The following is a 24,058-nucleotide window of genomic DNA, read 5'->3' as shown; positions in this document are numbered from 1 at the left end:
CAACGGGGTTAACTGACCGGCCCCTTCGCGAGCAAGCTTTGCTCCTACGGTTTTGTGTTGTGAGTGAAATCTGAGCCATCAGCACAAACCTTTGTAGGAGCCGAGCTTGCTCGCGAAAGCGGTGTTTCAGTCGACAACGGTGTTAACTGACACGGCCCCTTCGCGAGCAAGCTTTGCTCCTACGGTTTTGGCGTTGTGAGTGAAATCTGAGTTCTCAGCACAAACCTTTGTAGGAGCCGAGCTTGCTCGCGAAAGCGGTGTGTCAGTCGACAACGGGGTTAACTGACCGGCCCCTTCGCGAGCAAGCTTTGCTCCTACGGTTTTGCGTTGTGAATGAAATCGGAGCCATCAGCACAAACCTTTGTAGGAGCCGAGCTTGCTCGCGAAAGCGGTCTATCAGTCGACAACGGGGTTAACTGACACGGCCCCTTCGCGAGCAAGCTTTGCTCCTACGGTTTTGGTGTTGTGAGTGAAATCTGAGCCAACAGCACAAACCTTTGTAGGAGCCGAGCTTGCTCGCGAAAGCGGTCTATCAGTCGACAACGGGGTTAACTGACCGGCCCCTTCGCGAGCAAGCTTTGCTCCTACGGTTTTGGCGTTGTGAATGGAATCTGAGCTACCAGCACAAAACCCTGTAGGAGCCGAGCTTGCTCGCGAAAGCGGTGTTTCAGTCAACAAGGGGTTAACTGACACGGCCCCTTCGCGAGCAAGCTTTGCTCCTACGGTTTTTGTGTTGTGAATGGATCTGAGTCCGTTGCGCAAGACCTTGTGGGTTTGCGGATTACTTGCGATCCAGCCACACGGTTTGCGCATTGCAGAACTCGCGTACGCCGAAGTGCGACAGTTCGCGGCCGAAACCGCTTTTCTTCACGCCACCGAAGGTCACGCGTGGGTCGCTGGCGGAGTAGCCATTGATGAACACGCCGCCGGTTTCCAGTTCGCTGGTCAGTTGTTGGGCCAGTTGAACGTTGGCGGTGTAAATCGTGGCGGTCAGACCAAATTCGCTGTCGTTGGCCAAGGCCACGGCATGGGCGCAATCGCGAGCGGTGATGATCGAGGCGACCGGGCCGAACAGTTCCTGTTTGAACGAGGTCATGCGATCGGTGACGTTGGCCAGCACGGTCGGCTCGTAATAGTTGCCGGCACCTGCGGATTTGCCGCCGCCGAGCAGCAGGGTCGCGCCTTCCTCAAGGGTGTCGCGCACCTGCTGATCCAATTCATCGCGCAGATCGAAACGCGCCATCGGGCCGATGTAGGTGTCGGCGGCCAGCGGGTCGCCAACCTTCAATTTGCGTGTGGCTTCGACGAATTTGCGGGTGAACTCCTCGACCACGCCTTCTTCGATGATCAGGCGCTTGGCGGCGGCGCAGACCTGCCCGGAGTTCTGGTAGCGACCGATGACGGCGGCTTGCACGGCTTCGTCGAGATCCGCATCGTTAAGCACGATAAACGGATCGGAACCGCCCAATTCCAGCACGCATTTTTTCAGCGCGGCACCGGCCTGAGCACCGATGGCCATGCCAGCGCGGACGCTGCCGGTCAGGGTTACAGCGGCGATGCGCGGATCGGCGATGGCGCTGGAAACGCCTTCCGGGGTGACGTTGATTACTTCAAACACACCGTCGGCAAAACCGGCGCGGGTGAAGGCATCGCGCAACAAATAGGCGCTGCCCATCACGTTCGGCGCGTGCTTGAGCACATAAGTGTTGCCCGCGATCAGCGCCGGCACTGCGCCGCGCAGCACTTGCCAGATCGGGAAGTTCCACGGCATCACCGCGAGGATAGGGCCGAGCGGGCGGTACTCAATGCGCGCCTTGCCACCTTCGACCTGGGTCGGTTCAGCATCAAGCATGGCCGGGCCGTGTTCGGCGTACCACTCGCAGAGCTTGGCGCACTTCTCGATTTCACCGCGTGCCTGAGCAATCGGCTTGCCCATCTCCAGGGTGATCATGGTTGCCATCGCTTCAGCCGTTTCGCGCAATGCGGCGGCGAGGGCGCTCAGCAAGCGCGAACGATCCTGCAGCGGCTTGCGCTTCCACTTTCCGAATCCGTAAGCGGCGCGGGTCAGCGCAGCGTCGAGGGCGGTCGCGGATTCAAAGGCGTAGTGGCCGATCTGCTTGCCGGTGGCGGGGTTGATCGAAATGGCGTGGGTCTGGCTGGAAATCTGGCTCATGGCGTCGTCCTGCGTGTTCAGTGGATGGGCCTAGAGTAGGGTGGCATTTGTTTTCTGGAAACTGAATAATAAAGATCGTTTCTTTCACGTTTGGAGAATGACCGTGGATCTGGTGCAACTGGAAATCTTCAAAGCCGTTGCCGAGCACGGCAGCATCAGCGCCGCCGCCGCGCAGATTCACCGTGTGCCGTCGAACCTGACCACGCGGATCAAACAGCTTGAGCAGGATCTGGGCGTTGATCTGTTTATTCGCGAAAAAAGCCGTTTGCGCCTGTCACCGGCAGGCTGGAGTTTTCTTGAGTATGCGCGGCGCATTCTCGACCTGGTCCAAGAGGCGCGGGCGACCGTGGCGGGCGAGGAGCCGCAAGGCGCGTTCCCGCTGGGTTCGCTGGAAAGTACCGCGGCGGTGCGTATTCCCGAATTGCTCGCCGCGTATAACCAGTTGCACCCGAAAGTCGATCTCGACCTGTCCACCGGGCCTTCGGGGACGATGATCGACGGCGTGCTGTCCGGGCGTCTTGCGGCGGCGTTCGTCGATGGCCCGGTGCTGCACCCGACGCTGGAAGGCGTGCCGGCTTTCGAAGAAGAAATGGTCATCATCGCGCCGCTGCATCACGCGCCCGTTCAGCGCGCAGCGGACGTGAACGGCGAGAACATTTATGCCTTCCGCTCCAACTGTTCCTATCGTCATCACTTCGAAAAATGGTTCAGCACCGACGCCGCCGTGCCGGGCAAGATCTTCGAGATGGAGTCTTACCACGGCATGCTCGCTTGCGTGAGCGCGGGTGCCGGGCTGGCGTTGATGCCGCGCAAAATGCTCCAGAGCATGCCGGGCAGTGCGACGGTCAGCGTTTGGCCGTTGGCGGCGGACTTTCGTTATCTGACCACTTGGCTGGTGTGGCGACGGGGCACGGTGTCGCGCAGTTTGAGCATGTTTGTGCGCTTGCTGGAGGAGCGCGGCGTGGTGCGTGCAGAAGAGTAATTGACACTTTGTGTCATGGCTGTATCTTTATCGGCGTTTCGCAATATAAAAAACTATACAGCGCAGCCATGAGGAACCCGTAAATGACCACAGCCCTGAGCGAAAAAACCGCCTTGAGCGGCAAGGAAGCGGTCGGCGATCGTTTTGTACTGGAAACGATGAGCCGTGCCCAGCAACTGACCTGGGAAGCCGTCGACGCCATTGCCAAAGTGATCAAACCCGGCATGCTTGAGTCCGAAGCGATCGCCCGCGGCAAGGAAATCCTCGCTGAACTGGGCATGGACCGGATCTGGCATCCGCTGTTGATCCGTTTCGGCGCCAACACGCTGAAGACCTTCAAACAGCGCTCTGAGGGTGATCCGGTGTTGGGTGAAGAGGACATTTTCTTTATCGACATGGGCGTGGTCTGGCATGGGCACGAAGGCGATGCGGGCGCGACCTACACCACAGGCTCCGACCCGGAGATGATTGCCTGTGCGGCAGCTGCCAAGGAACTGTTCGACCGCGTCGAAGCTTTCTGGCGCGAAGGTGTTTCCGGTGTCGAACTGTACCGCTATGCCAGCGACCAGGCCGAGGCGATGGGTTGGGTGCTGAACCTCAACATCAAGGGCCACCGGGTCAGTGACTTTCCTCATGCGATTCATCGTGGCGGCGATCTGGGCGACTTCGATCAGGCCCCGAATGCCGGTGTATGGATACTGGAAATCCAGATTGCTCACCCGCAACGGCCGTTCGGCGCGTTTTACGAAGACTTGCTCATTTAAGGAAACCTCATGACCCACCCGACACCCCAAACCGTGCTGCTGTTTTCCTACGGCACTTTGCAGGATCGCGCCGTGCAGCTGTCCAACTTTGGCCGTGAGTTGGAGGGTCGCGCGGACAGTCTGCCGGGCTACAGACAGCAAATGGTCGAGATTACCGATCCTGCCGTGCTCGCCACCAGCGGCAAAACCCATCACCCGATCGTGCAGGAAAGCGGCAATGCGGCCGACGAGATTGTCGGCACGGTTTTCCGAATTACTGCAGAGGAACTGGCTGCTGCGGATGAATACGAAGTGGCGGACTACAAACGCGTCAGCGTGCTGCTAAAGTCTGGGGTCGATGCATGGGTTTACGTGCAGGCGTGACAACAGAGCGCAGCGCTGTAGTTGTTTTTATATAGCGTCAACTTCGATGATGCACGCCGTTTCCTAACTCTAAAGTCAAAAAAAGGGCGCCCGTCATGAAAGTCAGTGCACGCAACGTATTCAAAGGCAAAGTCAGCAATGTTCAGGCCGGCGCCGTCAACGCCGAAGTGGTTTTGACCCTGTCGGGCGGTGAGCAATTGGTTGCCGTCGTGACCATGGAAAGCATCAAGAACCTCGGCATTGCCGTCGGCAAAGAGGCTGTCGCACTGGTCAAGGCGCCATGGGTAATGTTGATGACCGAATCCAGCGACATTCGTCTCTCGGCGCGCAACTGCCTGGAAGGCAAAGTGCTGAGCGTCACTGATGGCGCGGTCAACGCTGAAGTGGTGATCGAACTGGCCGGCGGTTCCAAGGTTTACTCGATCGTAACTCGCGATGCCGTTGTTGAACTGGGCCTCGCCAAAGGCGTCAGCGCGACTGCTGTGATCAAGGCTTCGCACATCATTCTGGGCGTTCCGGCCTGATTATTCCTTCAGGCTGACCAGAACCTCTGATCCCGGTTTCGGGATCAGAGGTTTTTTACTTCATGGCGTGCCGTTTCGGCCGTACAGGCGATAGCCTTCGCGTTGGTTCAAACGATCGTAATAGGCACTGACGGCCGGCAAGTGCGGATGTTCAAGCGGCGTTTCGAACCAGCGGTTTACCGACAACCCGATCGGGATGTCCGCCAGTGAGAACTCATTGCCACTGACGTAAGCACCGGTCGAGGCCAGCTGCCGATCGAGGATCGCCATGTTCTGCGACCATTGCTCGATACCGTTGGCCAACGCAGCGCTGTCCTGATAATCCGGCGACTGGCGCACCAGCGACATCAGCGGATATGACCACGAGCGATTCAGCTCCGACGCCTGCCAGTCAATCCATTGGTCTACCCGCGCCCGGGCCATTGGCTCAACCGGATACAGTTGCGCGCCGTCATAGCGCGCCGCCAGATAACGGATGATCGTGTTGGACTCCCACAGCGTGAAATCCCCGTCCTGGATCACCGGCACCATGGCGCATGGATTCAGCGCGAGAAACTCCGCAGTCTGCGTCGACCGGAACCCCGAGCCCCAGTCTTCACGCTCAAAGGGAATCTGCAGTTCAGCGCAGGTCCACAGCACTTTGCGCACGTTGATCGATGAAGCCTTACCGAGTATTCGCAGCATTGGATTCGCCTCCCTCTAGTCGTCGGACGTGAAGAAATACCACACCGAAACGAAGAAGACCCGCGCGTGGCGGGCCTTCTTTTTTCATCGAATCAAATCACAGGCCGCTCGCCAACTTCCCGCCCATCATCCGCCGACGGTAGGAGGTGTCACGATTGGCCAGCCAGAAGTACAACGGTGACGTCACCAGCAAGCCCACCAGCCACGACAGATCCGCGCCGTTGATGTGCGCCGACACCGGGCCGACGTACAGCGGCGTGTTCATGAACGGGATCTGCACGGCGATGCCGATTGCGTAAGCCAGCAACGCCTGCGGGTTGTAGCGCCCGTAGATGCCGCCGTCGACCTGGAAGATCGACTGGATGTCGTACTGGCCCTTGTGGATCGCGTAGAAGTCGATCAGGTTGATCGCCGTCCACGGTACCAACACCACCAGCAACACCAGCACCATGTCGACGAAGTGGCCGATGAAGTCCTTCGACGCGCCTACCGCAGCAAAGCAGCAGGCCAGCAACACGATGACCGAGATCACCGCGCGGCTCTTGGCGGTGGGGATCCAGCGGTAAGCGAAGGTCTGCACCAGGGTGATCAGCGACAGCACCGCGCCGTAGAGGTTGAGGGCGTTGTGGCTGATCACGCTGAGCAGGAACAGCACCAGCATCAGCGGGCCAATGGAACCGGTGGCGAGTTTGACCGCGTCCATGGTGTCCATGCCCACGGGCGTCGCCAGCACCGCAACGGCGCCGAACACGAACGCCAGGCTCGAGCCCAGCGCCGAACCCAGATACGTCGTCCAGAACGTCGACGAGACTTTTACGTCAGCCGGCAAGTAACGCGAATAGTCGGACACGTACGGTGCAAACGCGATTTGCCACAGCGCGGCGAGCGATACGGTGGCGAGCCAGCCAGAGAGATTGAAGCTGCCGCGCGTGAAGAAGTCATCGGTTTGAATGTGGGTGAAGATGTAGCCGAAACCGACGACGATGCCGATCCCCAACACCCAGGTGCCGATGCGGTTGAGCACGTGGATGAAGCGGTAGCCGATGATACCGATGATCCCCGAACCGATGGCGCCGATGACGATGCCGACCGGCACCGGAACGCTGTCGACCACGCCGTGCAACGACTTGCCGGCGAGAACGATGTTGGAGGCGAAGAAGCCGATGTACATGACGCCGGCAATCAGCACCACCAGCAGGGCGCCGAGGGAGCCGAACTGCGCGCGGCTCTGGATCATTTGCGGAATGCCCATCTGCGGGCCTTGCGCGGAGTGCAGCGCCATCAACACGCCGCCCACCAGGTGGCCGACTAGAATCGCGACGATGCCCCAGACCAGATTCAAGTGAAACAACTGCACGCCCAGCGCACCGGTAACGATGGGCAACGGCGCGATGTTGCCGCCGAACCAGAGCGTGAACAGATCCCTGACCTTTCCGTGGCGATCTTCGGGGGGCACGTATCCTATCGTGTGTTTTTCAATCAGCGGAGCGGAGGATGCTGCTGCAGGGGTAGCCATGACGAACTCCAAGGCAAGGATGAGTACGTGGACGTACTTCGGTGAGCGCCGGCACGGACGGCGCATTTCTTGTTGAAGTGATCATGTGCAAAGGCTCGGGATAGATAAATTAGTAAGTTTGTTGCTACAGACCTTAAAAAAAATATGCTCCGGGTAGCACGCAGCTCCGGTATGTTCAGGCTTCTCTCCTGTCAGGAGTTACACAGGGTGCTCACTGTAGGAGCTGCCGAAGGCTGCGATCTTTTAATCTTTCTGGAGGTCCCTCATGGCTGCCTACAACCTGCGTCAGCTCAAATACTTCGTCACCACCGCCGACTGCGGCAGCGTCGCCGAGGCCTCGCGCAAGCTCTATATCGCGCAGCCATCGGTGTCCACCGCGATCAAGCATCTTGAAGAGAGCTTCGGCGTGCAGCTGTTCATCCGCCACCATGCCCAGGGTGTTTCGCTGACGCCCAGCGGCTCGCGTTTCTATCGCAAGGCGCTGGAGCTGTTGCGCGTGGCTCATGAGTTCGAACAGAACGCCCTGGCGGACAATGACGTGGTCGCCGGGCAGATCGATATCGGCTGTTTCGAAACCGTCGCGCCGCTCTACCTGCCGCGTCTGATCGCCGGTTTCAAGCAGCGTTGGCCGGGGGTGGAAATCCGCATTCGCGATGGCGAACAACAGGAACTGGTGCAGGCGCTGACCGCCGGCAGCATCGACGTGGCGATGATGTTCGAACACGACCTCGACAGCACCATCGAAACCACCCCGTTGATGCCGCCGCAACAGCCGTACGCCTTGCTGCCGGCCGACCACCGCTTCGCGCAACAGGCAAAAGTGTCGCTGCATGATCTGGTGCTAGAGCCGATGATCCTGCTCGACGTCGTGCCGAGCCGAACCTATTTCGTGAGCATTTTTGAAGAACGCGGACTGACGCCAAACATCGTCTTCAGCTCGCCGTCGATCGAGATGGTGCGCGGCATGGTGGCAAATGGTTTCGGCTTTTCGATTCTGGTGACCAAACCGTTCAGCGACTACACCTACGACGGCCAGAAAGTCGTCTGTGTGCCGCTGGCGGAAACCGTGACCGGTTCGGGATTGTCGGCGGCTTGGTTGCGGCGCGTACAACTGACCAAACCGGTGCAGTTGTTTGTCGATCATTGCCGTGAGGAGTTGGCCCGACTGTACGCGTGAGCGCAGTCGAGCCGGGTTTCAACCGCGGATAAATGCCAGCATGCGCTGAAGCATCTCATCGCAAGCGTGCAACTGATCGAGGCTGACAAACTCATCGGGTTTGTGGCCCTGATCCATGCTGCCAGGCCCGCAGACCACCGTGGCAATGCCCACCGCATCAAACAGACCACCTTCGGTGCCGAACGCCACGGTGCCGAAATCCGTCGAATCGCAGAACGCCGCAATCAACTCGGCAGCCTGACTCTGCGCATCGGTGACCAGCCCCGGATATGCCGACAACTCGCTGAAACGGATAGCGCTGTGCTCACTGACCGCGCGCATCCGCGGCAGCACCTCACGTTCGGCGTAGGCTTGCAGCGCCTCGGCGACCCGCGCCGGATCCTGTGAGGGCAGGGCGCGTATCTCGAAGTCGAAACGGCAATCGGCAGGAACGATATTCAGCGCCTTGCCGCCACTGATGACCCCGGTTTGCACGGTGCTGTAGGGCGGATCAAAGCGCGCATCGTGAAGTTCCGGCGCTCTCAGTTGCTGGCCGAGGCGACCCAGTTCGCCGATCAGTTCGGCGGCGTATTCGATGGCGTTAACCCCCAGCGGCGCATAGGCCGAATGGCATGGATGACCGTGCACATCGCAGCGCATTGCCAGTTTGCCCTTGTGGCCGAGCACCGGTTGCAGCTCGGTCGGTTCGCCGATGATGCACAGCAGCGGTTTGACTGGACGCTGTTGCAGAACCTTGAGCAACGAGCGCACGCCGAGGCAGCCGACCTCTTCGTCATAAGACAGGGCGATGTGCACTGGCATGCGCAACGAGGCCTGCACCAGCGAAGGCACCAGGGCGAGCACGCAAGCGATGTAGCCCTTCATGTCCGCCGTGCCACGGCCGAACAGTTTGCCGTCGCGCTCGCTGAGCTCGAACGGCGGCAGCGTCCACGGCTGGCCATCGACCGGGACCACATCGGTGTGCCCGGACAGCACGATGCCCGGCTGATCGGCCGGACCAATCGTGGCGAACAGGTTGGCCTTGCTGCGCTCGTCGTTGTAGATCAGCGCGCACGGCACGTCGAAACCGGCGAGGTAATCACGGACGAACTCGATCAGGTGCAAGTTGGATTCGCGGCTGGTGGTATCGAACGCCACCAGCGCCCTGAGCAACTCGACGCTGTTCATCGATCATCACCGGCGACGCCGTAGCCCGGTGCCTTGGCGGGATCGAGGGCGCGATTGATGTAGTCCTGCAATTGCGGCTGATAGGCATCCCAGAGTTTTTGCAACTGGCCGATCGGGTCTTCATCGGCCCAATCCACACGCAGGTTAACGATGGGCCAGGTCTGTTCGCCGACGACCACGACGGCTGCCGAATGCACCGGACCGGCTTCGCCACCAAGGGCTTGAGCGGCGTGCAGGGCTTTGAGCAGACGGTCGGCGAGTTGCCCTTCGCCGCCTTCAAAGGCACTGACCATCGCCTCGATCACCGAGCGCCCGGCGAGCATGTTGCCGGCCGCCACGCATTGTTCGCCGGGAACCGCATTGTTGACGCCGAGGGTTTGTGCGCCACTGAAATGAGCGGTCTGGCCGAGGTGATTGATTGCGGTGATCTGGCGGTACTGGCTGTAGCCGTTGCGCGTGAGCACTTTGTCCAGCGCGTCGTCAGGCGCCAGGCCTTGCTCCATCAGCGCAAGGACTTCCGGGCCGAGCGACGGCAGGGTGATGTTCTGGCTCGATACCGCGCCGACGCCCGGCAGCAGCCATGGGCAACGGGCGCCGACGGCGATGCTGGAAGAACTGATGGCGATACCGAACTGGCCGGTTTCGGCGCAGCGGGCGGCGATTGAAAAGGTCATGGTTTTAATCCTTTTTGAGGAAATGGTTGTCCTTTAGGGCCTCTTCGCGAGCAAGCTCTGCTCCTACAAAGATCTGCTTCTGTAGGAGCAAGGCTTGCCCGCGAAAGCCACAACGCGGTGTGATGCCTTACTCGGGAATTACTGCAATCACATCAATCTCCATCAACCACTGTGGTTGCCCCAACGCTGACACCACCAACCCGGTCGAAATCGGAAACACCCCTTTGAGCCACTTGCCGACTTCCCCATACACCGCCTCGCGATAACGCGGGTCGATCAGGTAGGTGGTGGTCTTGACGATGTGACTCATGTCGCTGCCGGCTTCTTCCAGCAGTTGCTTGACGTTGCGCATGGCCTGTTCGGCCTGCGCGCGAGGATCGCCGAGGCCCACCAGATTGCCGTCGAAATCAGTACCGACCTGGCCCCGCACATACACGGTGTTGCCGGCACGGACGGCCTGGCAGAGGTCGTTGTCCAGGGTCTGGTTCGGGTAGGTGTCTTTGGTGTTGAACATGCGAATACGGGTGTGGGTTGGCGTGCTCATGTGCAGCTCCTGAAGATGATTTGCCCGGCGCAATCGGCGCCTGGGCCAAAGAGGGGAATCAAGCGTCGACGGTGTCGGCGGCTTTGCTGTGTGCAGGGGTATGCAGGGCGGCTTCACGCTGCTCTGCATCGCGATAGTCCAGATACTTGCGCTGGGTGGCGATGTGGTCGGCGACGTGTTTGGCGTCGTGCCATACGCCCCAGATGAACGACGAACCGCGACGCGACTGCCACGGCAGACCGAGGAAATAAACCCCCGGCTCACTCGACACACCGCGCTGATGCACCGGTTTGCCCTTGTCATCGAAAGCGTTCACTTGCAGCCAGGAGTAATCCACGGCAAAACCTGTCGCCCAGATGATCGAGGTGATACCTGCCTTGGCCAGATCCAGATCGGCCAGCGGATTTTTCACGCATTCAGGTTCTGGATAGGTTTCGCGCGCTTCAGGTTCTTCCGGCAGATCCAGACCATTGCGCTCGATGTAAGCGTCGGCAGCGTCCAACAGCGCCAGATAGTTTTCGTCGCCGCGATTGAGGTTGCCGACCAGATCCTGTTTGAAGGTCACCACGCCGTTGTTGAACGACTCGGTGACGCCGACCAGGGTCATGCCACGATGGGCCAGCCCACGGAAATCGATGGTGCGCCCGCCATGGGCACCGCTGACCGCAATGGTCACGTGCTCGCGGCCAGGCTTCATCGCCGCCTGATCCCACTCGCCAAGTACCCCCAGCCACCAGCAGAAATCGCGGTTGCGGTAAGCGCGAGGCGGGCGGTCGTGGGCGCCGACCGAGAGGTAAACCTGCTTGCCGGAGCGCTGCAGTTCATCAGCAATCTGCACGCCCGACGAACCCGCGCCGACCACCAGCACCGCGCCTTCCGGCAGTTGCTGCGGGTTGCGATAGTCGGCGGAGTGGATTTGCAGCAGACGTTGGTCTTGCGGGGCAATCGCCGGGATCACCGGTTTCTGAAACGGGCCGGTAGCAGCAACCACGCGGCTGGCTTCGATCACGCCCTCGGAGGTCTCGACGGTGAAGCCTGGGCGACCCACATTGCGCACCACGCTTTTGACGTCGACGCCGGTACGAATCGGCGCATTGAATTTCTTCGCATAGGCTTCGAAGTAATCGGCCACGCGTTCCTTTGGGGCGAAACCGTCGGGATCGACATCATCGAATTCCAAGCCCGGGAAGCGGTCATGCCACGCCGGACCGTTGGCCACCAGCGAGTCCCAACGCCCGGTGCGCCAGCGTTCGGCAATGCGATTGCGCTCCAGCACGAGGTGCGGCACACCGAGTTTGCTCAGGTGTTCACTCATGGCCACTCCTGCTTGGCCGGCACCCACAATCAGCGTGTCTGTTTTTATTATTTCAGTGGTCATCTCTACATCCTTCCTAGCAAGGCAGTTGGATTCGGGCGCTGTTGGCTTGTCCGTTTTGCTTGCGGTCAGACTAGGGAGGAGGGGGGTATCGGTAAAATATTATTAAGCTGGGATGTGAAGATAAAATTCTGATGCAGAGGGCTGAAAGCCTTTAAATACGGCGCTTTCCTCGAAGATCAACAACGAAGATTGCGTACAAAAAAGCAATGTCTGAGTGATTATCGTGGCGAGGGGATTTATCCCCGTTGGGGCGCGAAGCGGCCCCTCTTTTGATTTCAAAAAGGGACTGCTGCGCAGTCCAACGGGGATAAATCCCCTCGCCACAAGGGTAGCGGGAACCTTGGAAGGGTTTATCGGTTGAGGAACGCCAACAGGTCTTCATTCAGTTCTTGTGCATGCGTCACCGCAAACCCATGCGGTGCGCCTGCATAAACCTTCAGCTCGGCACCCTTGATCTGCGCCGCCGCCTGTTTGCCGGTGGTTTCAAACGGCACGATCTGGTCGCCGTCGCCATGGATCACCAGGGTCGGCACGTCGATCTTGGCCAGGTCCGGACGGAAGTCGGTTTCCGAGAACGCCGTCACGCAATCCACGGTGCCTTTAAGCGACGCCAGCAGCGCGACGTTGAGGGTTTGGGTGAGCACACCGGCAGAAACGCTCTGGCCCTGGTTGGTGCCGTAAAACGGCGCGGCGAAATCGGCGATGAACTGCGCGCGATCCTTCAGCAGACCGGCCTTGATCCCGTCGAACACCGACTTGTCGACGCCTTGCGGGAAGTCGGCCTTCTTGCCGAACAACGGTGTCACCGCGCCCAGCAAGACCAGCCCGGCCACGCGCTCGCTGCCATGCCGGGCGATGTAGCGGCTGACGTCGCCGCCGCCCATGGAGAAGCCCACCAGTGTCACTTCACGCAGGTCCAGATGATTGATCAGTTGCGCGATGTCGTCGGCGAAGGTGTCGTAGTCATAGCCGTTCCACGGTTGCTCGGAACGACCGAAACCACGACGGTCGAAGGCGATGGTGCGGTAACCGCGACTGCTCAGGTATTCCATCTGGTATTCCCACATGTCGGCATCCAGCGGCCAGCCGTGGCTGAACAGTACGGGCTTACCGCTGCCCCAATCCTTGTAATAGATTTCGATGCCGTCTTGAGTGAAGAACGTGCTCATGCAAACTCCTTGCGTCAGGGATCGCTCGTGAAGCCGAAATGGCTCCATTCACTATCGGCGCAAAGTCGTTCCACTACTTGTATGCAAGTGCTGGGTCAGGTTTGACCCGCGCAAGATCGCCAACCCGTGACAGAGTTGTATGATGCAACCCTGAGCCGTCAGGCTGACCATTGATTTGATGGAGTACGTTCACGTGAAGCGCAAAAGCCTGCAAGGCGCCGCCTGCCCGGTCGCCCGGACACTCGACCTGATCGGCGACTGGTGGTCGCTACTGATCATCCGTGATGCACTGGACGGCATTCGGCGATTCAGTGATTTTCAGAAGAACCTGGATATCGCCAAGAACATGCTCAGCGCCCGGCTCAAGGCGCTGGTGGAGCAGGGGATCATGCAAACCGTCCCGGCGGCGGATGGCGGCGCGTACAAGGAATACGTGCTCACAGAACGGGGGAAAGCCCTGCAGACGGTGATCGTTGCGCTGTCGCAGTGGGGCGGGGAGTTCATGTACGAGGCGGGTGAGACGGGCTCGGTGATGGTTGATGCGCAGAATCGCCAGCCGATTCGCAAGCTGGAATTGGTGGCCGCCGATGGTCGTGTGCTTGCACCGGAGGATGTAGCGACCCGCTTGGCTGTTGAGCACTGATTGGCAAAAGCAGTGCTGGGCGAGCCGCAATGGCTTCGATTGTTCAATCCTTGATACAAGCCCGACAAAAGGTTGAAACGATTGTTTGACGCCAAAGTGATGGCTATCTAATATCGCGCCACTATTTTGATGTCACTTTCCGTCTCAAGGGATCGAACATGTACCCACCCGTCCTCGTGACGAGGTTGTGCGTAGCTTTGCTGTGCCTTTCTCCACTCCAGAGTGCTTTCGCTGCACCCACACCTGGTGAAACCGACCTGATTCGCGAACGTCAGAATCGCTTGCTCGAAGAGCAGCAGCGACGCCTCGAAGAACTCAAGGATTTGCCGGGCAAGGAAGTCAAACCTGCGCAACCGGCAGCGCCGACCGATACCCGTTGCTTCCCGATCAAAGACATTGAGCTTAAGGGCGCCGACAGCCTTTCGGAGAGCGCCAGGACTCGTCTGCTCAAACCCTACATCGGTGAATGCCTCGGCGTGCCGCAGCTCAACGAGTTGCTTAAAGTCATCACCGATTACTACATCGAAAAGGGCCTGGTCACCAGCCGCGCCTATCTGCCGCAACAGGATTTGTCCGGCGGGCACCTGAAAGTGCTGGTGGTCGAGGGCAAACTCGAAGGCCTCAAGGGCGCCGAAAACAGCAAAATCTCGGATCGCGAACTGGCCATGGCGTTTCCCGGCAAGACTGGTGAACTGGTCAACCTGCGCGAGATCGAGCAAATGGTCGATCAGCTCAATCGCCTGCCGTCCAATCAGGCAAAAATGGAGTTGGCACCGGGGCAGAACGTCGGCGGCAGCGAAGTGCTGGTCACCAACACTCCACAGAAACCGTGGCGCGTTGGCCTGTCGCGCAATAACGACGGCCAGCGCAGCACTGGTGAACAGCAGTGGGGCACGACGTTTGATTGGGACAGCCCGTTGGGTCTTGCCGATCAGTTGAGCCTGCGCGGCGGTCACGATGCGATGACCGATCATCAGCACACTTCCAACAACGCCATGCTCAGCTACAACGTGCCGTGGGGCTGGTGGAACTTCAACTACACCTACAGCCAGAGCGAGTACCGCTCGCAAATCGCCGCCAACCTCTACAACTTCAAGCAGACCGGCGACAGCGAAAACCATCAGTTTCGCGCTGAACGCGTGATCCATCGCGACTCGGTCAGCAAGACGTCTCTCAGCGCCGGTCTGTCGTACATGCGCACCAACAACTTCATCGAAGACAGCAAACTCAGACTGAGCAGCAACCGCATCAGCGAAGCGCAGTTCGGTTTCAACCACGGTCGCCGCGTCGGCAGTGCCTTCGTCAACTTCGATGCCGGGATGCAGGAAGGCATCGGTGCCTTTGACGCGCAAGGCAGCCACGATCCGGGACCGGGCGAACCCGACGCACGCTACCGCAAATACACCGCGACCCTGAGCTACTTGCAGCCGTTCAAACTCTGGGGCGAATCGTTCAGCTTCAGCAGCCTGATGACCGGCCAGCGCAGTGAGGACGTGCTGTTCAGTCCGCAGCGCACCAGCCTCGGCGGATCGCCATCGATTCGTGGCTACAAGGACCAGTCGCTGTCCGGCGACAGCGGTGGTTACTGGCGTAACGATTTGCGCTGGACGCGTCCGGTGACTGTCGAGTGGCTGCAACCGGTGTTCTCCGAATACGGCACCAGCCTGGGCTACGACCAGGGCGTGATCCAGAACGGTCGCTACAACGGCGATCAGCACGGCCGCATGTCGAGCAACTCGCTGGACCTGTTCGCCCGTGGCCAGCATGTCTCCGCTGGCGTGACCTTCGCGCACTCTCTGGAACGACCGGATGCGCTGACCGAGCGCGAAGCTCCGATTTATTTCCACCTGGAATTCTTCCTCTAAAACTGCTCGCCACGAGATTCTGACATGGACATCCGTCAACTGGCCTTTCTGGCCAGTCAGCCTGCTGCTGCCGAAAAAAACCGCGAACACTTTCTGGGCATGCCCAAGCGCGGCCTGGCATTTCTCTTGGCGAACGTCATGTTCTGGCAACCGATTTGGGCGCAGGCCGACGGCATCGTGGTGGCCAACCCGAACACCTCACTGGAAAAGGATTTGACCTAAACACTCTTCAAGATATTGGTGGATTCGCTGTTCATGCAGGTGCACAGGGGCTTGCAGGCGGGGCCATAAAAACCGTGATCAGCGGGGGGAGCTATAGCCAGAACCTGAAGGAAGGGCTGATTTCCCAGGCAGGCAATGTGGCTGCCGCCACCGCGTTCAACTTTGTCGGGGGCTACGCCCAGGATCACTGGCAAGCGGCACATGATGTGGGTGATACGACTGGTATGGCAATGTGGGCCGAGGGCGGCGTTGGCCGCACCGCGTTGCACGCGTTGATGGGCGGCGCGATATCCAGCGCAACCGGTGGAGATTTCAAAACCGGCGCGGTGGCCGCAGGCGCCAGTCAGGCCATGGCTGGAGCACTCAACTCTACGTTCGACACGCTGCCCAGGTTGCGCGAGGCATTTTCCCAGATTGTCGGTTTGACAGCCGCTGGATTGGCCGGCGGAGACGTTAACAAGGCATCGTGGGTCGCTTTGATGGCTGACCAGTACAACCGTCAGCTCCATCAAAAAGAAGTCTTGGCGCTGGAAAAGCTGCAAAAAGAAAACCCCGAAAAAGCGTACCAACTCAGAGCGGCAGCTTGCGCCCTGGTTCATTGCAGTGCTTCGGTTCACCCCGATGACAAAGCCAATTATGAGGCGCTGACAGCACTGGAGGCCGATGGCAGAGGGTTCAAGGATGCACAAAATGCGCTTTTCGCCACCAGAGCCTTTGACGAATATTCGAAATGGGACCAGGTCAACGATGGCTTGGTGCGCAATGAAGAAAGTGCTCAACGTACTGGTAATGCCGTCCAGGCGATACTCGCCGGGGCCGGCGCTGTAGCGGGTTACAGCGGGGCGGTATTGACAAGCCCTGCTTGCGTCACTTTCGTTGGTTGCACTCTGCCGGCACTGTCCGGAGCAGCGGGTGCCGCTTCCTTCCTGGAAAGCTGGGAAGCTACCGGGCGACTGTTTGCACCTTACGAATACACCCAAGGCGACAGGGTACTTGCGTCCTTCAGCAGTGCAACATACCCCGGTGATGTGAATCCGCTTCGTGACTACGGGACGGAAGCAGCAAAAGCCGCACTTGAATTAATACTGCTCAAAGGTGCAGGGAAATACCTCGAAGGGACTGGGGCGTTGGTTTTGGCCCCGAAGAAGACTGGCACTGCCACAGGCGCCACATCTGAAGTCTCTAGAGTTGAATTCAACGCCTCTCGCGATGCAGAGGGTTTTGGACTGTCTGGACAGCGTGACTTTGCTCCGGGGAGAGAGCATCGTGCGGAGAATATCAACGCTGGACTGGTCACTGATCGTGATGGTCTGCCGCGTGTGGATGATCAGAAAACAGCGAATGATCTGCTCCTGAAAGAGCAGTCAGGTGGAATAGATCCTCCTTACTGGGGGACACAACGTCCAGCTTGGAAAGAGGGGACAATCGTGACAGATAAGGTATTGGATCAGCCGCGAACGATGACGATGACTATCAACGAAAGTCAGCTTAATAAGATGCGGAACGAACTTAAGGATGGTAGAAGTCCATCCTCAGCTCTTGGGGCGTGGGCAACCGATACGCCAATAAATTCAGTAGCAGATGTCAGGAATAAACTCGCAGTTTCTGAAGAGTTTAAAAGTGGAAAACTGTTCCAGATTGAATTTACGATTAAGCCGGGTGTAGGCACGCGCGAGGGAACCGTTGGCGATATGTGGGATAAACTCAATGGCGTTCACTTGCCTGGCGGAGGGCATCAGGTGAATTTCATGGATAAATCACCTAGAACTAATCCGGAGCTTTATGAGGTCAATATGAAGTCGGTGAGGTCGCTAGAATGAAAGATTTAATTAGCGAAGTTCGATTAACGGACGAATATGAAGGTGGGCACACATTTCATGAGTTTGTTCGTTGGGATGGCGCGTGTACGAGCTTTGAAGAACGAAAAAAAAATATGATTTACGCTCAAGAGCACAAAGTGATCAGTGTGCGACAGGCTTTGGTTTTAGATAGTGGTGTTGAAGTTGAAATGCCCATAAATGAGTCGATTATTATTCTGCCGGATAGATCCGGTGTTCTGGTGGTGTTTGGTCAGGAGCCTTATAAGCTTAGTAGTCGCGAAACCCCATGGTTTTTCGGGTATCCTAACAATGCAGCGATTTATAATGCGGATGGTACTTTACGTTTTCAGGTGCATAATCCTTATGGAGAGAACAGTTACATAGGTGACATACATTCCGGCGCAATGCCCGAACATCCAAATGCGCTAGGTGTTTTGATCGGTACGGTAGGGCATGAGCCAGAATGGCTTTATTTGGTTGATCCTGATGCGCCGAAATTGGTTCCCACAGGGAAGTGGATTCGCTATTGAATATCGAGTGGAAGTGGGCTGGTTTTTTGATGAATGTGTCTGAAAATAAATCCGTCCCATTTGTTTCGCCGTTTTTTACAGTTTGAAGTCGATGAAATGATTGATCTTGTAGAATGTATAAGGACTGAGGTGGTGCATGCTGATGGAGCAGTTTTTGAGCGCTATTGTGATTGGCAGGGCAGGAGAACCGCTTTTGAAGTCGAAATGGCGCAAGTTAAACATGTGAATGTGAGTGAGGTTGTAGAGAAAAAAATTATATAGTTTTAGATAGTGGTTCAGAGGTTGTATTTTTCGCTGCTGGTATCCCATACATATTGCCTGATAGGACTGGGGTACTGGTGGTGTTTAAGGAAAAGCCGCACAGGTTTAGCTCTGCTGAAGCACCTTGGTTTTTTGTGTGCCCTCACAATGCTGCTATCTTCAACGGTGATGGAACATTGCGTTTTCAGTTGTACAACCCCGATGGAAAAGGCAGTTACATAGGCGCTATACACACAGGTGCGATGCCCGAGCATCCAGATACGTTAGGTGTATTAATCGGTACGGTAGGACATGAGCCAGAATGGCTTTATTTGGTTGATCCTGAAACGCCGAAATTGATTCCTACAGGGAAGTGGATTCGTTACTGAATGTCGAGTGAAGCATGAATTGGCTTTGATATTCTTCTGAAAAAATAAAGTTCTCCCTATTTTACTTTTTTGTAAAAGCTTTGTGAGGGAGACAAGATCGCAGTGAGTACGCTAAAGTGAAAACTTTAATAGATAAGGTTGTAACGGTTGTAGAACTGGACAATGGTGTCGTTTTTGAGCGCTTTGATGCCTGGGATGGAGGAGGCACTAGTTTTGAAGATATAAAACAATATATTCACGATTCAAAAGGACGTTGTGTAGTAAGGCGTCGGCAGTATTTGGTGCTGGATAATGGTGTGGAGGTTGATGTTTCAATACAAGAGGTGCTAAATATATTGCCAGATAGAACCGGGGTTTTTGTGGTTTTTGAAAAAGAGCCTTACAACTTTAGTGGTTCAGAGAATTCTTGGTTTTTCGGATATCCGAGCAATGCAGCGATTTTTAATGCGGATGGTACTTTGCGATTTCAGATGCACAATCCTTATGGCGAAAACAGTTACATAGGCGCTATACATTCAGGCGCAATGCCCGATCATCCAGATACGCTAGGTGTTTTGATCGGTACGGTAGGGCATGAGCCAGAATGGCTTTATTTGGTTGATCCGAATGCGCCGAAATTAATTCCTACAGGAAAGTGGATCCGTTATTAAAAGGTAGGTGCGATTCACACCAGTCGGTATTTTACAACATGACCGGCACGTCGTTTATCGCTCGTCATTTATACGTAAACAGTGACCTCAGCAACGAAATGTCGCAGTAACGCTGCTTGCGCTCTTTGACGCTCCAACGGTGACCATTTATGATGAGCCATCATTTTGGCATCGCTTTGCCGTGGGTCGTTTAAACGTGCCTTCCTGAGTTCTCCGCACGTCAACCTTGCCTCAATAATTCCCGTTATCGGCCTACGCCGTCATTTCAGGTGCTCAACAACGTGTCTGTTCCGAAAATCTCCGTTGTCATTCCCACGTATAACGTTGAGTCCTACATCGCTGAAACGCTCGATTCGCTGATCAACCAGCCCGTGCCGTTGCATGAAATCATCCTGATCAACGACGGCTCGACCGACGGCACACTTGGCGTCATTGAGGAAGGCTTTGGCCATCGTGCGGACGTCAAAGTGGTGACCCAGGATAATCAGGGTGTGGGTGCAGCACGGCGCAACGGCCTGGCGCTGGCGAGCGGGGAGTATGTGTTCTTCTGCGATCCGGACGATGTGGTCAGCCCTGAAATGTTCAGTACGCTGGTCGAACAAGTCCAGGCGAACCCTGCACTTGAGCTGTTTTACTTTTCCAAGCGTTCATTCACCGAAACTGACGGCAAAAGGCAAATGCTGCGTCGCAACACTGCCGCCAGCCGTAGCGGCTGGTTCGATGCCGGGCGCGACTTGCTTGAGGACCTGATTCTCTCCGGCAAGTATCACGCGGCGACGTGGCAGTACATTTTCAAGCGTTCGGTGTGCGAGCGTTTCGCGGTGCGGCTGGAAGGGCGCGCTCACGAAGATCATGTGTTCAGCATGAACATTTATCTGCACAGCCACGCCACGTTTGCCACCGCGGCGGACTATTACTTTCAACGGGTCAGGAGCGGCTCGCTGACGCAAAGCCATAAGGATGTCGAGTACGTGATGGGCAGTTATGCCGCGTACCGCGACACCCTGGCAGCGTTGAAGAAACACGTTGGGTCGTTCAATGCCGGGCGGGAAGTTGCGTTGAATTTCATGGAGCGCAATGTCGATGCACTGATCACCAAGTGCATCAAGTACGGTGTGCCGTTGCCGCGGCAGATCACTTCGATGACTCGACAAGACAGCCGTGATTGCGGGGTGGTGGTGCATCCTCGCTGGACATTGCTGTTTCCGCGCATTGCTCACGGGGTGCGCAAATTGCGTTTCACGTTGAAGCAGCTGCGCAGGAGTCGAAAAGGCTCCGTTCAGGGCTAGTTTTTCACTCGCTGACAAGTGCAAAAAGGGGCGAATTCATATCGATGAATTCGCCCCTTTTTATTGCGCCTCTAGTACACGCTTTTCAACGAAACGCCGGCACCACGTGCTTGATAAACAGCTCCAGCGATTTCTTCTTCTCTTCATGCGGCAAGCTGTTGTCGCACCAGAAACTGAACTCATCCACTCCGAGTTCCTGGTAGTACTTGATGCGCGGGATGATTTCTTCCGGCGTACCGATCATCGCCGTCTTGTGCAGGCTTTCCAGTTCAAACTCCGGACGCCCGGCAAACTTCTCTTCCGGGCTCGGCGCGAGGAAGCCGTTGACCGGGGTCTGCTTGTTGCCGAACCACGCGTCGAAGGTGCGGTAGAACCGCGAGATCGCTTTGGCGCCGACTTTCCAGCCGTCCGGGTCATCAGCGGTGTGTACGTGAGTGTGGCGCAGCACCATCAACTGCGGGCGCGGCACGTCCGGATTGTTGTCCAGCGCGGTCTGGAATTTGTTCTTCAGATCGAGAACTTCTTCGTCGCCCTTCATCAGCGGCGTGACCATCACGTTGCAGCCGTTGGCCACGGCGAAGTTGTGCGAATCCGGGTCGCGGGCGGCGATCCACATCGGCGGGTTGGGCTTCTGGATCGGTTTCGGCACGCTGGTGGAAGTGGGGAATTTCCAGATATCGCCGTCGTGGGCGTAGTCGCCTTGCCACAGGGCGCGGACCACCGGAACCATCTCGCGCAGCGCCTGGCCGCCGGATGACGCAGGCATGCCACCGGCCATGCGATCAAATTCAACCTGATAGGCGCCACGGGCCAGGCCGACTTCCATGCGGCCGTTGCTGATGACGTCGAGCAACGCGCATTCACCGGCGACCCGCAACGGGTGCCAGAACGGCGCGATGATGGTGCCGGCGCCGAGGTGGATGGTCGTGGTTTTCGCCGCGAGGTAGGCCAGCAGCGGCATCGGGCTCGGCGAGATGGTGTATTCCATGGCGTGGTGTTCGCCGATCCACACGGTGCTGAAACCGCCGGCCTCGGCCATCAGGGTCAGTTCGGTCAAGTCTTCGAACAGTTGGCGGTGGCTGACGCTTTCGTCCCAGCGTTCCATGTGTACGAACAGGGAAAATTTCATGACGCTACCTCGGATCTTTTGTTGATGGCCGGTCGTTTGCGGGCCTGTGTCACTGGCATGAGCGCTGAACGCTCGCAAGTCTTCTCACCATTCAAGCACGCCTTCAAGGACGGCTGGTCGGTTGATTGAATATTGGTATACCATAATACGGAATATCCGCAAAATATTTCTGACCGACACTTCGAACAAGGAAGGCGCAGTAGATGAACATCAAACAAAAATTGACCCTGGCGTTCGCGGTGATCGCCAGCCTGCCGGTGTTGCTGGTGGCTGTGTTGATCATCCTCAATGTACGGGATGGCGCGCGGGACAACTTTATCGACAGCACCGGGAGGGAAGTACGCCAGGTCGAAAACGCCATGCAGCTGTTCTTCGAGGGCATCAGCCAGAACGTCGCGTATCTGGCCGAGCATCCGCAATTGCAGGGCATCGACGCCAGCCTCAAACGTTATCTGAGCAGTGATGCGGCGCAGGTGCCGATGGGGCCGCAGGACCCACAACTGTTCCAGCTGTTTGCCGGGCTGGCCAAGGCGCATCCGGCGTACACCTATCTGTCGCTGGGCACGGAGCAGGGCGGGTATCTGTTCTGGCCGGGCGATCCGAAGCTGGCTAATTACGACCCGCGCACGCGGCCCTGGTACAAAACCGCGATGGCCAATCCCGGCAAGACGCTGCGCACTGATGCTTATTACTGGGCGGCTGATGACGTGGTGCTGGTCAGCACGGTGCGCAGCTTCAATAACCAACTGGGCAGCAATGCCGGGGTGGTGAATATCGATGTGTCGCTCAAGCAACTGACCGATCTGGTCAAGCAAATTCGCCTCGGCGACAGCGGTTATCTGATGCTGATGGAAGCTGACAATACGGTGCTCGTCGACCCAAGTGATCCGGCGCACAACTTCAAGCAACTTGACGCTTTGGGCGACGGCTACAAACAACTGGCCGAGGCGGGCAAAGGTCTTGTGGAAGTTGAACTGGCCGGCGAGCGTTACATGGCGTTGGTCTGGCCGTCAGAGGTGTTGGGCTGGCGCTTTGTCGGTGTGGTCAAGGCCAGCGAAGTCATGGCCGGGGCGACACGTCTGACCTGGATCATCGCCGCTATTGCGGTCGCTTGCGCGCTGCTGTTCGCTGTGGCCGGGGCGTGGTTTGCCGGGTTGATGGTCAAGCCGATTCGCGGGGTGGCCAGCGGGCTGGAAGGCATCGCGCAAGGTGAAGGTGATCTGACGGCGCGACTTGACGTGCGCGGGCAGGACGAAACGGCGCAGTTGGCCGGCTGGTTCAATCAGTTTCTCGAAGCCATTCGCACGTTGATTCAACGCATCGGTCAGGCGGCCGGACAGATTCACAGCAGCTCAGGCAGCGCCACTGAAGTCTCGGCGGAAATGGCCGAAGTTGCTTCACGCCAGCGCGAGGCGGTGGACATGGTCTCGACGGCGTTTCATGAAATGGTCGCCACTTCCAACGAGGTCGCGCGGTCGTGCAGTCAGGCAGCAGACTCGGCGGACAACGGTCAGCGGCAGGCCCGTACCGGGCAGCAGCAGATCGATGCGGCGGTGAATAACGTCGGACGTCTGAGCCAGGAGATCGGCCACAGCGCCGAGTCGATGCAGCAACTGGAGCAAGACAGCAACGATATCCAGTCGATCCTCGGCACCATTCGATCCATCGCCGAACAGACTAATTTGCTGGCGTTGAATGCTGCTATCGAGGCCGCGCGAGCCGGTGAGCAGGGCCGTGGTTTTGCCGTGGTCGCGGATGAAGTCCGTGCACTGGCCAAACGTACGGCCGACTCCACGGGCGAGATCGATGCCTTGCTCGGCAATCTGGCGCGGCGCACCCATCAGATGGGCAAGCAGATGCACGCCAGCCTTGAGGTGTCGCAAGAAACCGTGGTGTCGATCAACGAGGCGCGGGCGAGTTTCGGGTTGATTCGTGAGTCGGTGGACGTGATCCGCAACATGAACACGCAGATCGCCACAGCGGCAGAGGAACAGCATCAAGTAGCCGAGGACATCAATCGGCACATCAGCCAGATTCATGGCGATGCGCAGTTGGTCGCGAGCCTGGCAGATTCGACGCGGCAGGATGCGCAGAACCTGACGGCGTTGTCGCAGACGTTGAATCAGCTGGTGAGCCGGTTCCGTACCTGACCCCGCCAGCCCAAAC

Annotated in this window: 23 protein-coding genes; 14 read left to right on the top strand and 9 right to left on the bottom strand. The window is 57.8% G+C overall.

Features of this window, described 5'->3' with window-relative positions:
• Window positions 1–781 precede the first annotated feature (781 nt).
• Window positions 782–2,173 (bottom strand): aldehyde dehydrogenase family protein, encoded by a 1,392-nt coding sequence (locus JFT81_RS07470; protein WP_201226766.1) that lies wholly within the window; start codon window positions 2,171–2,173, stop codon window positions 782–784.
• 103 nt (window positions 2,174–2,276) lie between these two features.
• Here JFT81_RS07470 and JFT81_RS07465 point away from each other — a divergent pair, with 103 nt between their 5' ends.
• The 4 genes from JFT81_RS07465 (at window position 2,277) to JFT81_RS07450 (ending at window position 4,806) form a co-directional block, all read left to right on the top strand.
• Window positions 2,277–3,155 carry a LysR family transcriptional regulator gene (locus JFT81_RS07465; protein ID WP_201227111.1) on the top strand — a complete coding sequence of 293 codons (879 nt, stop codon included), beginning with the start codon at window positions 2,277–2,279 and terminating at the stop codon, window positions 3,153–3,155.
• Window positions 3,156–3,238: 83 nt separating this feature from the next.
• Window positions 3,239–3,919, top strand: coding sequence for a M24 family metallopeptidase (locus JFT81_RS07460; protein ID WP_201226765.1), 681 nt, complete (start codon window positions 3,239–3,241; stop codon window positions 3,917–3,919).
• Window positions 3,920–3,928: 9 nt separating this feature from the next.
• A complete protein-coding gene (locus JFT81_RS07455; protein WP_201226764.1) occupies window positions 3,929–4,282 on the top strand; it encodes a gamma-glutamylcyclotransferase family protein in 354 nt (117 codons plus the stop codon).
• A 95-nt stretch (window positions 4,283–4,377) separates the two neighbouring features.
• Complete coding sequence (locus JFT81_RS07450) at window positions 4,378–4,806, top strand: TOBE domain-containing protein (protein WP_201226763.1); 429 nt, start codon at window positions 4,378–4,380, stop codon at window positions 4,804–4,806.
• A gap of 60 nt (window positions 4,807–4,866) precedes the next feature.
• On the opposite strand, the gene JFT81_RS07445 is transcribed toward JFT81_RS07450, so the two are convergent.
• Window positions 4,867–5,490 (bottom strand): glutathione S-transferase, encoded by a 624-nt coding sequence (locus JFT81_RS07445; RefSeq protein ID WP_201226762.1) that lies wholly within the window; start codon window positions 5,488–5,490, stop codon window positions 4,867–4,869.
• A 97-nt stretch (window positions 5,491–5,587) separates the two neighbouring features.
• Window positions 5,588–7,006, bottom strand: coding sequence for a cytosine permease (locus tag JFT81_RS07440; RefSeq protein WP_201226761.1), 1,419 nt, complete (start codon window positions 7,004–7,006; stop codon window positions 5,588–5,590).
• Between the two features lie 265 nt (window positions 7,007–7,271).
• On the opposite strand from JFT81_RS07440, the gene JFT81_RS07435 reads away from it, so the two are divergent.
• Window positions 7,272–8,183, top strand: a complete 912-nt coding sequence (locus JFT81_RS07435; RefSeq protein ID WP_201226760.1) for a LysR family transcriptional regulator — start codon at window positions 7,272–7,274, stop codon at window positions 8,181–8,183.
• Window positions 8,184–8,201: 18 nt separating this feature from the next.
• On the opposite strand, the gene argE is transcribed toward JFT81_RS07435, so the two are convergent.
• The 5 genes from argE to JFT81_RS07410 all read right to left on the bottom strand — a co-directional run bounded on the left by argE (window position 8,202) and on the right by JFT81_RS07410 (window position 13,115).
• Window positions 8,202–9,350, bottom strand: coding sequence for an acetylornithine deacetylase (gene argE, locus JFT81_RS07430; RefSeq protein ID WP_201226759.1), 1,149 nt, complete (start codon window positions 9,348–9,350; stop codon window positions 8,202–8,204).
• Window positions 9,347–10,024 (bottom strand): DUF1028 domain-containing protein, encoded by a 678-nt coding sequence (locus JFT81_RS07425; RefSeq protein WP_201226758.1) that lies wholly within the window; start codon window positions 10,022–10,024, stop codon window positions 9,347–9,349. Before JFT81_RS07425 ends, argE begins: the two co-directional genes overlap by 4 nt.
• A 127-nt stretch (window positions 10,025–10,151) precedes the next feature.
• Entirely contained in the window at window positions 10,152–10,568 is a 417-nt protein-coding gene (locus JFT81_RS07420) for a RidA family protein (RefSeq protein WP_201226757.1), read from the bottom strand.
• Between the two features lie 58 nt (window positions 10,569–10,626).
• Window positions 10,627–11,946: an NAD(P)/FAD-dependent oxidoreductase gene (locus JFT81_RS07415; RefSeq protein ID WP_201226756.1), complete on the bottom strand. Its 1,320-nt coding sequence runs from the start codon at window positions 11,944–11,946 to the stop codon at window positions 10,627–10,629.
• 350 nt (window positions 11,947–12,296) lie between these two features.
• Window positions 12,297–13,115: an alpha/beta hydrolase gene (locus JFT81_RS07410; protein ID WP_201226755.1), complete on the bottom strand. Its 819-nt coding sequence runs from the start codon at window positions 13,113–13,115 to the stop codon at window positions 12,297–12,299.
• Between the two features lie 193 nt (window positions 13,116–13,308).
• Here JFT81_RS07410 and JFT81_RS07405 point away from each other — a divergent pair, with 193 nt between their 5' ends.
• From JFT81_RS07405 to JFT81_RS07370, 8 genes are all read left to right on the top strand, one after another.
• Window positions 13,309–13,758 (top strand): helix-turn-helix domain-containing protein, encoded by a 450-nt coding sequence (locus JFT81_RS07405; protein ID WP_201226754.1) that lies wholly within the window; start codon window positions 13,309–13,311, stop codon window positions 13,756–13,758.
• A gap of 158 nt (window positions 13,759–13,916) precedes the next feature.
• Entirely contained in the window at window positions 13,917–15,623 is a 1,707-nt protein-coding gene (locus JFT81_RS07400) for a ShlB/FhaC/HecB family hemolysin secretion/activation protein (protein ID WP_201226753.1), read from the top strand.
• A gap of 24 nt (window positions 15,624–15,647) precedes the next feature.
• Window positions 15,648–15,845 carry a hypothetical protein gene (locus JFT81_RS07395; RefSeq protein WP_242485583.1) on the top strand — a complete coding sequence of 66 codons (198 nt, stop codon included), beginning with the start codon at window positions 15,648–15,650 and terminating at the stop codon, window positions 15,843–15,845.
• Window positions 15,779–17,665, top strand: a complete 1,887-nt coding sequence (locus tag JFT81_RS07390) for a DUF637 domain-containing protein (protein ID WP_347340482.1) — start codon at window positions 15,779–15,781, stop codon at window positions 17,663–17,665. Before JFT81_RS07395 ends, JFT81_RS07390 begins: the two co-directional genes overlap by 67 nt.
• Window positions 17,662–18,195: a hypothetical protein gene (locus tag JFT81_RS07385; protein WP_201226752.1), complete on the top strand. Its 534-nt coding sequence runs from the start codon at window positions 17,662–17,664 to the stop codon at window positions 18,193–18,195. Before JFT81_RS07390 ends, JFT81_RS07385 begins: the two co-directional genes overlap by 4 nt.
• 341 nt (window positions 18,196–18,536) lie before the next feature.
• Window positions 18,537–18,824: a hypothetical protein gene (locus tag JFT81_RS07380; RefSeq protein ID WP_201226751.1), complete on the top strand. Its 288-nt coding sequence runs from the start codon at window positions 18,537–18,539 to the stop codon at window positions 18,822–18,824.
• Between the two features lie 116 nt (window positions 18,825–18,940).
• Window positions 18,941–19,474: a hypothetical protein gene (locus JFT81_RS07375; RefSeq protein ID WP_201226750.1), complete on the top strand. Its 534-nt coding sequence runs from the start codon at window positions 18,941–18,943 to the stop codon at window positions 19,472–19,474.
• A 281-nt stretch (window positions 19,475–19,755) separates the two neighbouring features.
• Window positions 19,756–20,763, top strand: a complete 1,008-nt coding sequence (locus tag JFT81_RS07370) for a glycosyltransferase family 2 protein (protein ID WP_201226749.1) — start codon at window positions 19,756–19,758, stop codon at window positions 20,761–20,763.
• Window positions 20,764–20,848: 85 nt separating this feature from the next.
• Here JFT81_RS07370 and JFT81_RS07365 read toward each other — a convergent pair whose 3' ends face one another.
• The gene (locus tag JFT81_RS07365; RefSeq protein WP_039763087.1) at window positions 20,849–21,892 is read right to left on the bottom strand and encodes an LLM class flavin-dependent oxidoreductase; all 1,044 of its coding nucleotides are present in this window, start codon (window positions 21,890–21,892) and stop codon (window positions 20,849–20,851) included.
• A gap of 203 nt (window positions 21,893–22,095) precedes the next feature.
• Here JFT81_RS07365 and JFT81_RS07360 point away from each other — a divergent pair, with 203 nt between their 5' ends.
• On the top strand, window positions 22,096–24,042 hold the full coding sequence (locus JFT81_RS07360; protein WP_201226748.1) for a methyl-accepting chemotaxis protein: 1,947 nt from the start codon (window positions 22,096–22,098) through the stop codon (window positions 24,040–24,042).
• The last annotated feature ends 16 nt before the right edge of the window (window positions 24,043–24,058 follow it).

The organism is Pseudomonas sp. TH43, assembly GCF_016650635.1.
Lineage (GTDB): Bacteria > Pseudomonadota > Gammaproteobacteria > Pseudomonadales > Pseudomonadaceae > Aquipseudomonas.
Note: the sequence above shows the minus strand (reverse complement) of the source record. Positions and strands in the feature narration are given on the sequence as shown.

Coding starts and splice junctions, on each gene's coding strand:
- JFT81_RS07455 (WP_201226764.1), top strand. CDS start 3,929: ATGACCCACCCGACACCCCAAACCGTGCTGCTGTTTTCCTACGGCACT.
- JFT81_RS07450 (WP_201226763.1), top strand. CDS start 4,378: ATGAAAGTCAGTGCACGCAACGTATTCAAAGGCAAAGTCAGCAATGTT.
- JFT81_RS07470 (WP_201226766.1), bottom strand. CDS start 2,173: ATGAGCCAGATTTCCAGCCAGACCCACGCCATTTCGATCAACCCCGCC.
- JFT81_RS07365 (WP_039763087.1), bottom strand. CDS start 21,892: ATGAAATTTTCCCTGTTCGTACACATGGAACGCTGGGACGAAAGCGTC.
- JFT81_RS07385 (WP_201226752.1), top strand. CDS start 17,662: ATGAAAGATTTAATTAGCGAAGTTCGATTAACGGACGAATATGAAGGT.
- JFT81_RS07360 (WP_201226748.1), top strand. CDS start 22,096: ATGAACATCAAACAAAAATTGACCCTGGCGTTCGCGGTGATCGCCAGC.
- JFT81_RS07420 (WP_201226757.1), bottom strand. CDS start 10,568: ATGAGCACGCCAACCCACACCCGTATTCGCATGTTCAACACCAAAGAC.
- JFT81_RS07400 (WP_201226753.1), top strand. CDS start 13,917: ATGTACCCACCCGTCCTCGTGACGAGGTTGTGCGTAGCTTTGCTGTGC.
- argE (WP_201226759.1), bottom strand. CDS start 9,350: ATGAACAGCGTCGAGTTGCTCAGGGCGCTGGTGGCGTTCGATACCACC.
- JFT81_RS07440 (WP_201226761.1), bottom strand. CDS start 7,006: ATGGCTACCCCTGCAGCAGCATCCTCCGCTCCGCTGATTGAAAAACAC.
- JFT81_RS07445 (WP_201226762.1), bottom strand. CDS start 5,490: ATGCTGCGAATACTCGGTAAGGCTTCATCGATCAACGTGCGCAAAGTG.
- JFT81_RS07425 (WP_201226758.1), bottom strand. CDS start 10,024: ATGACCTTTTCAATCGCCGCCCGCTGCGCCGAAACCGGCCAGTTCGGT.
- JFT81_RS07410 (WP_201226755.1), bottom strand. CDS start 13,115: ATGAGCACGTTCTTCACTCAAGACGGCATCGAAATCTATTACAAGGAT.
- JFT81_RS07415 (WP_201226756.1), bottom strand. CDS start 11,946: ATGACCACTGAAATAATAAAAACAGACACGCTGATTGTGGGTGCCGGC.
- JFT81_RS07460 (WP_201226765.1), top strand. CDS start 3,239: ATGACCACAGCCCTGAGCGAAAAAACCGCCTTGAGCGGCAAGGAAGCG.
- JFT81_RS07395 (WP_242485583.1), top strand. CDS start 15,648: ATGGACATCCGTCAACTGGCCTTTCTGGCCAGTCAGCCTGCTGCTGCC.
- JFT81_RS07435 (WP_201226760.1), top strand. CDS start 7,272: ATGGCTGCCTACAACCTGCGTCAGCTCAAATACTTCGTCACCACCGCC.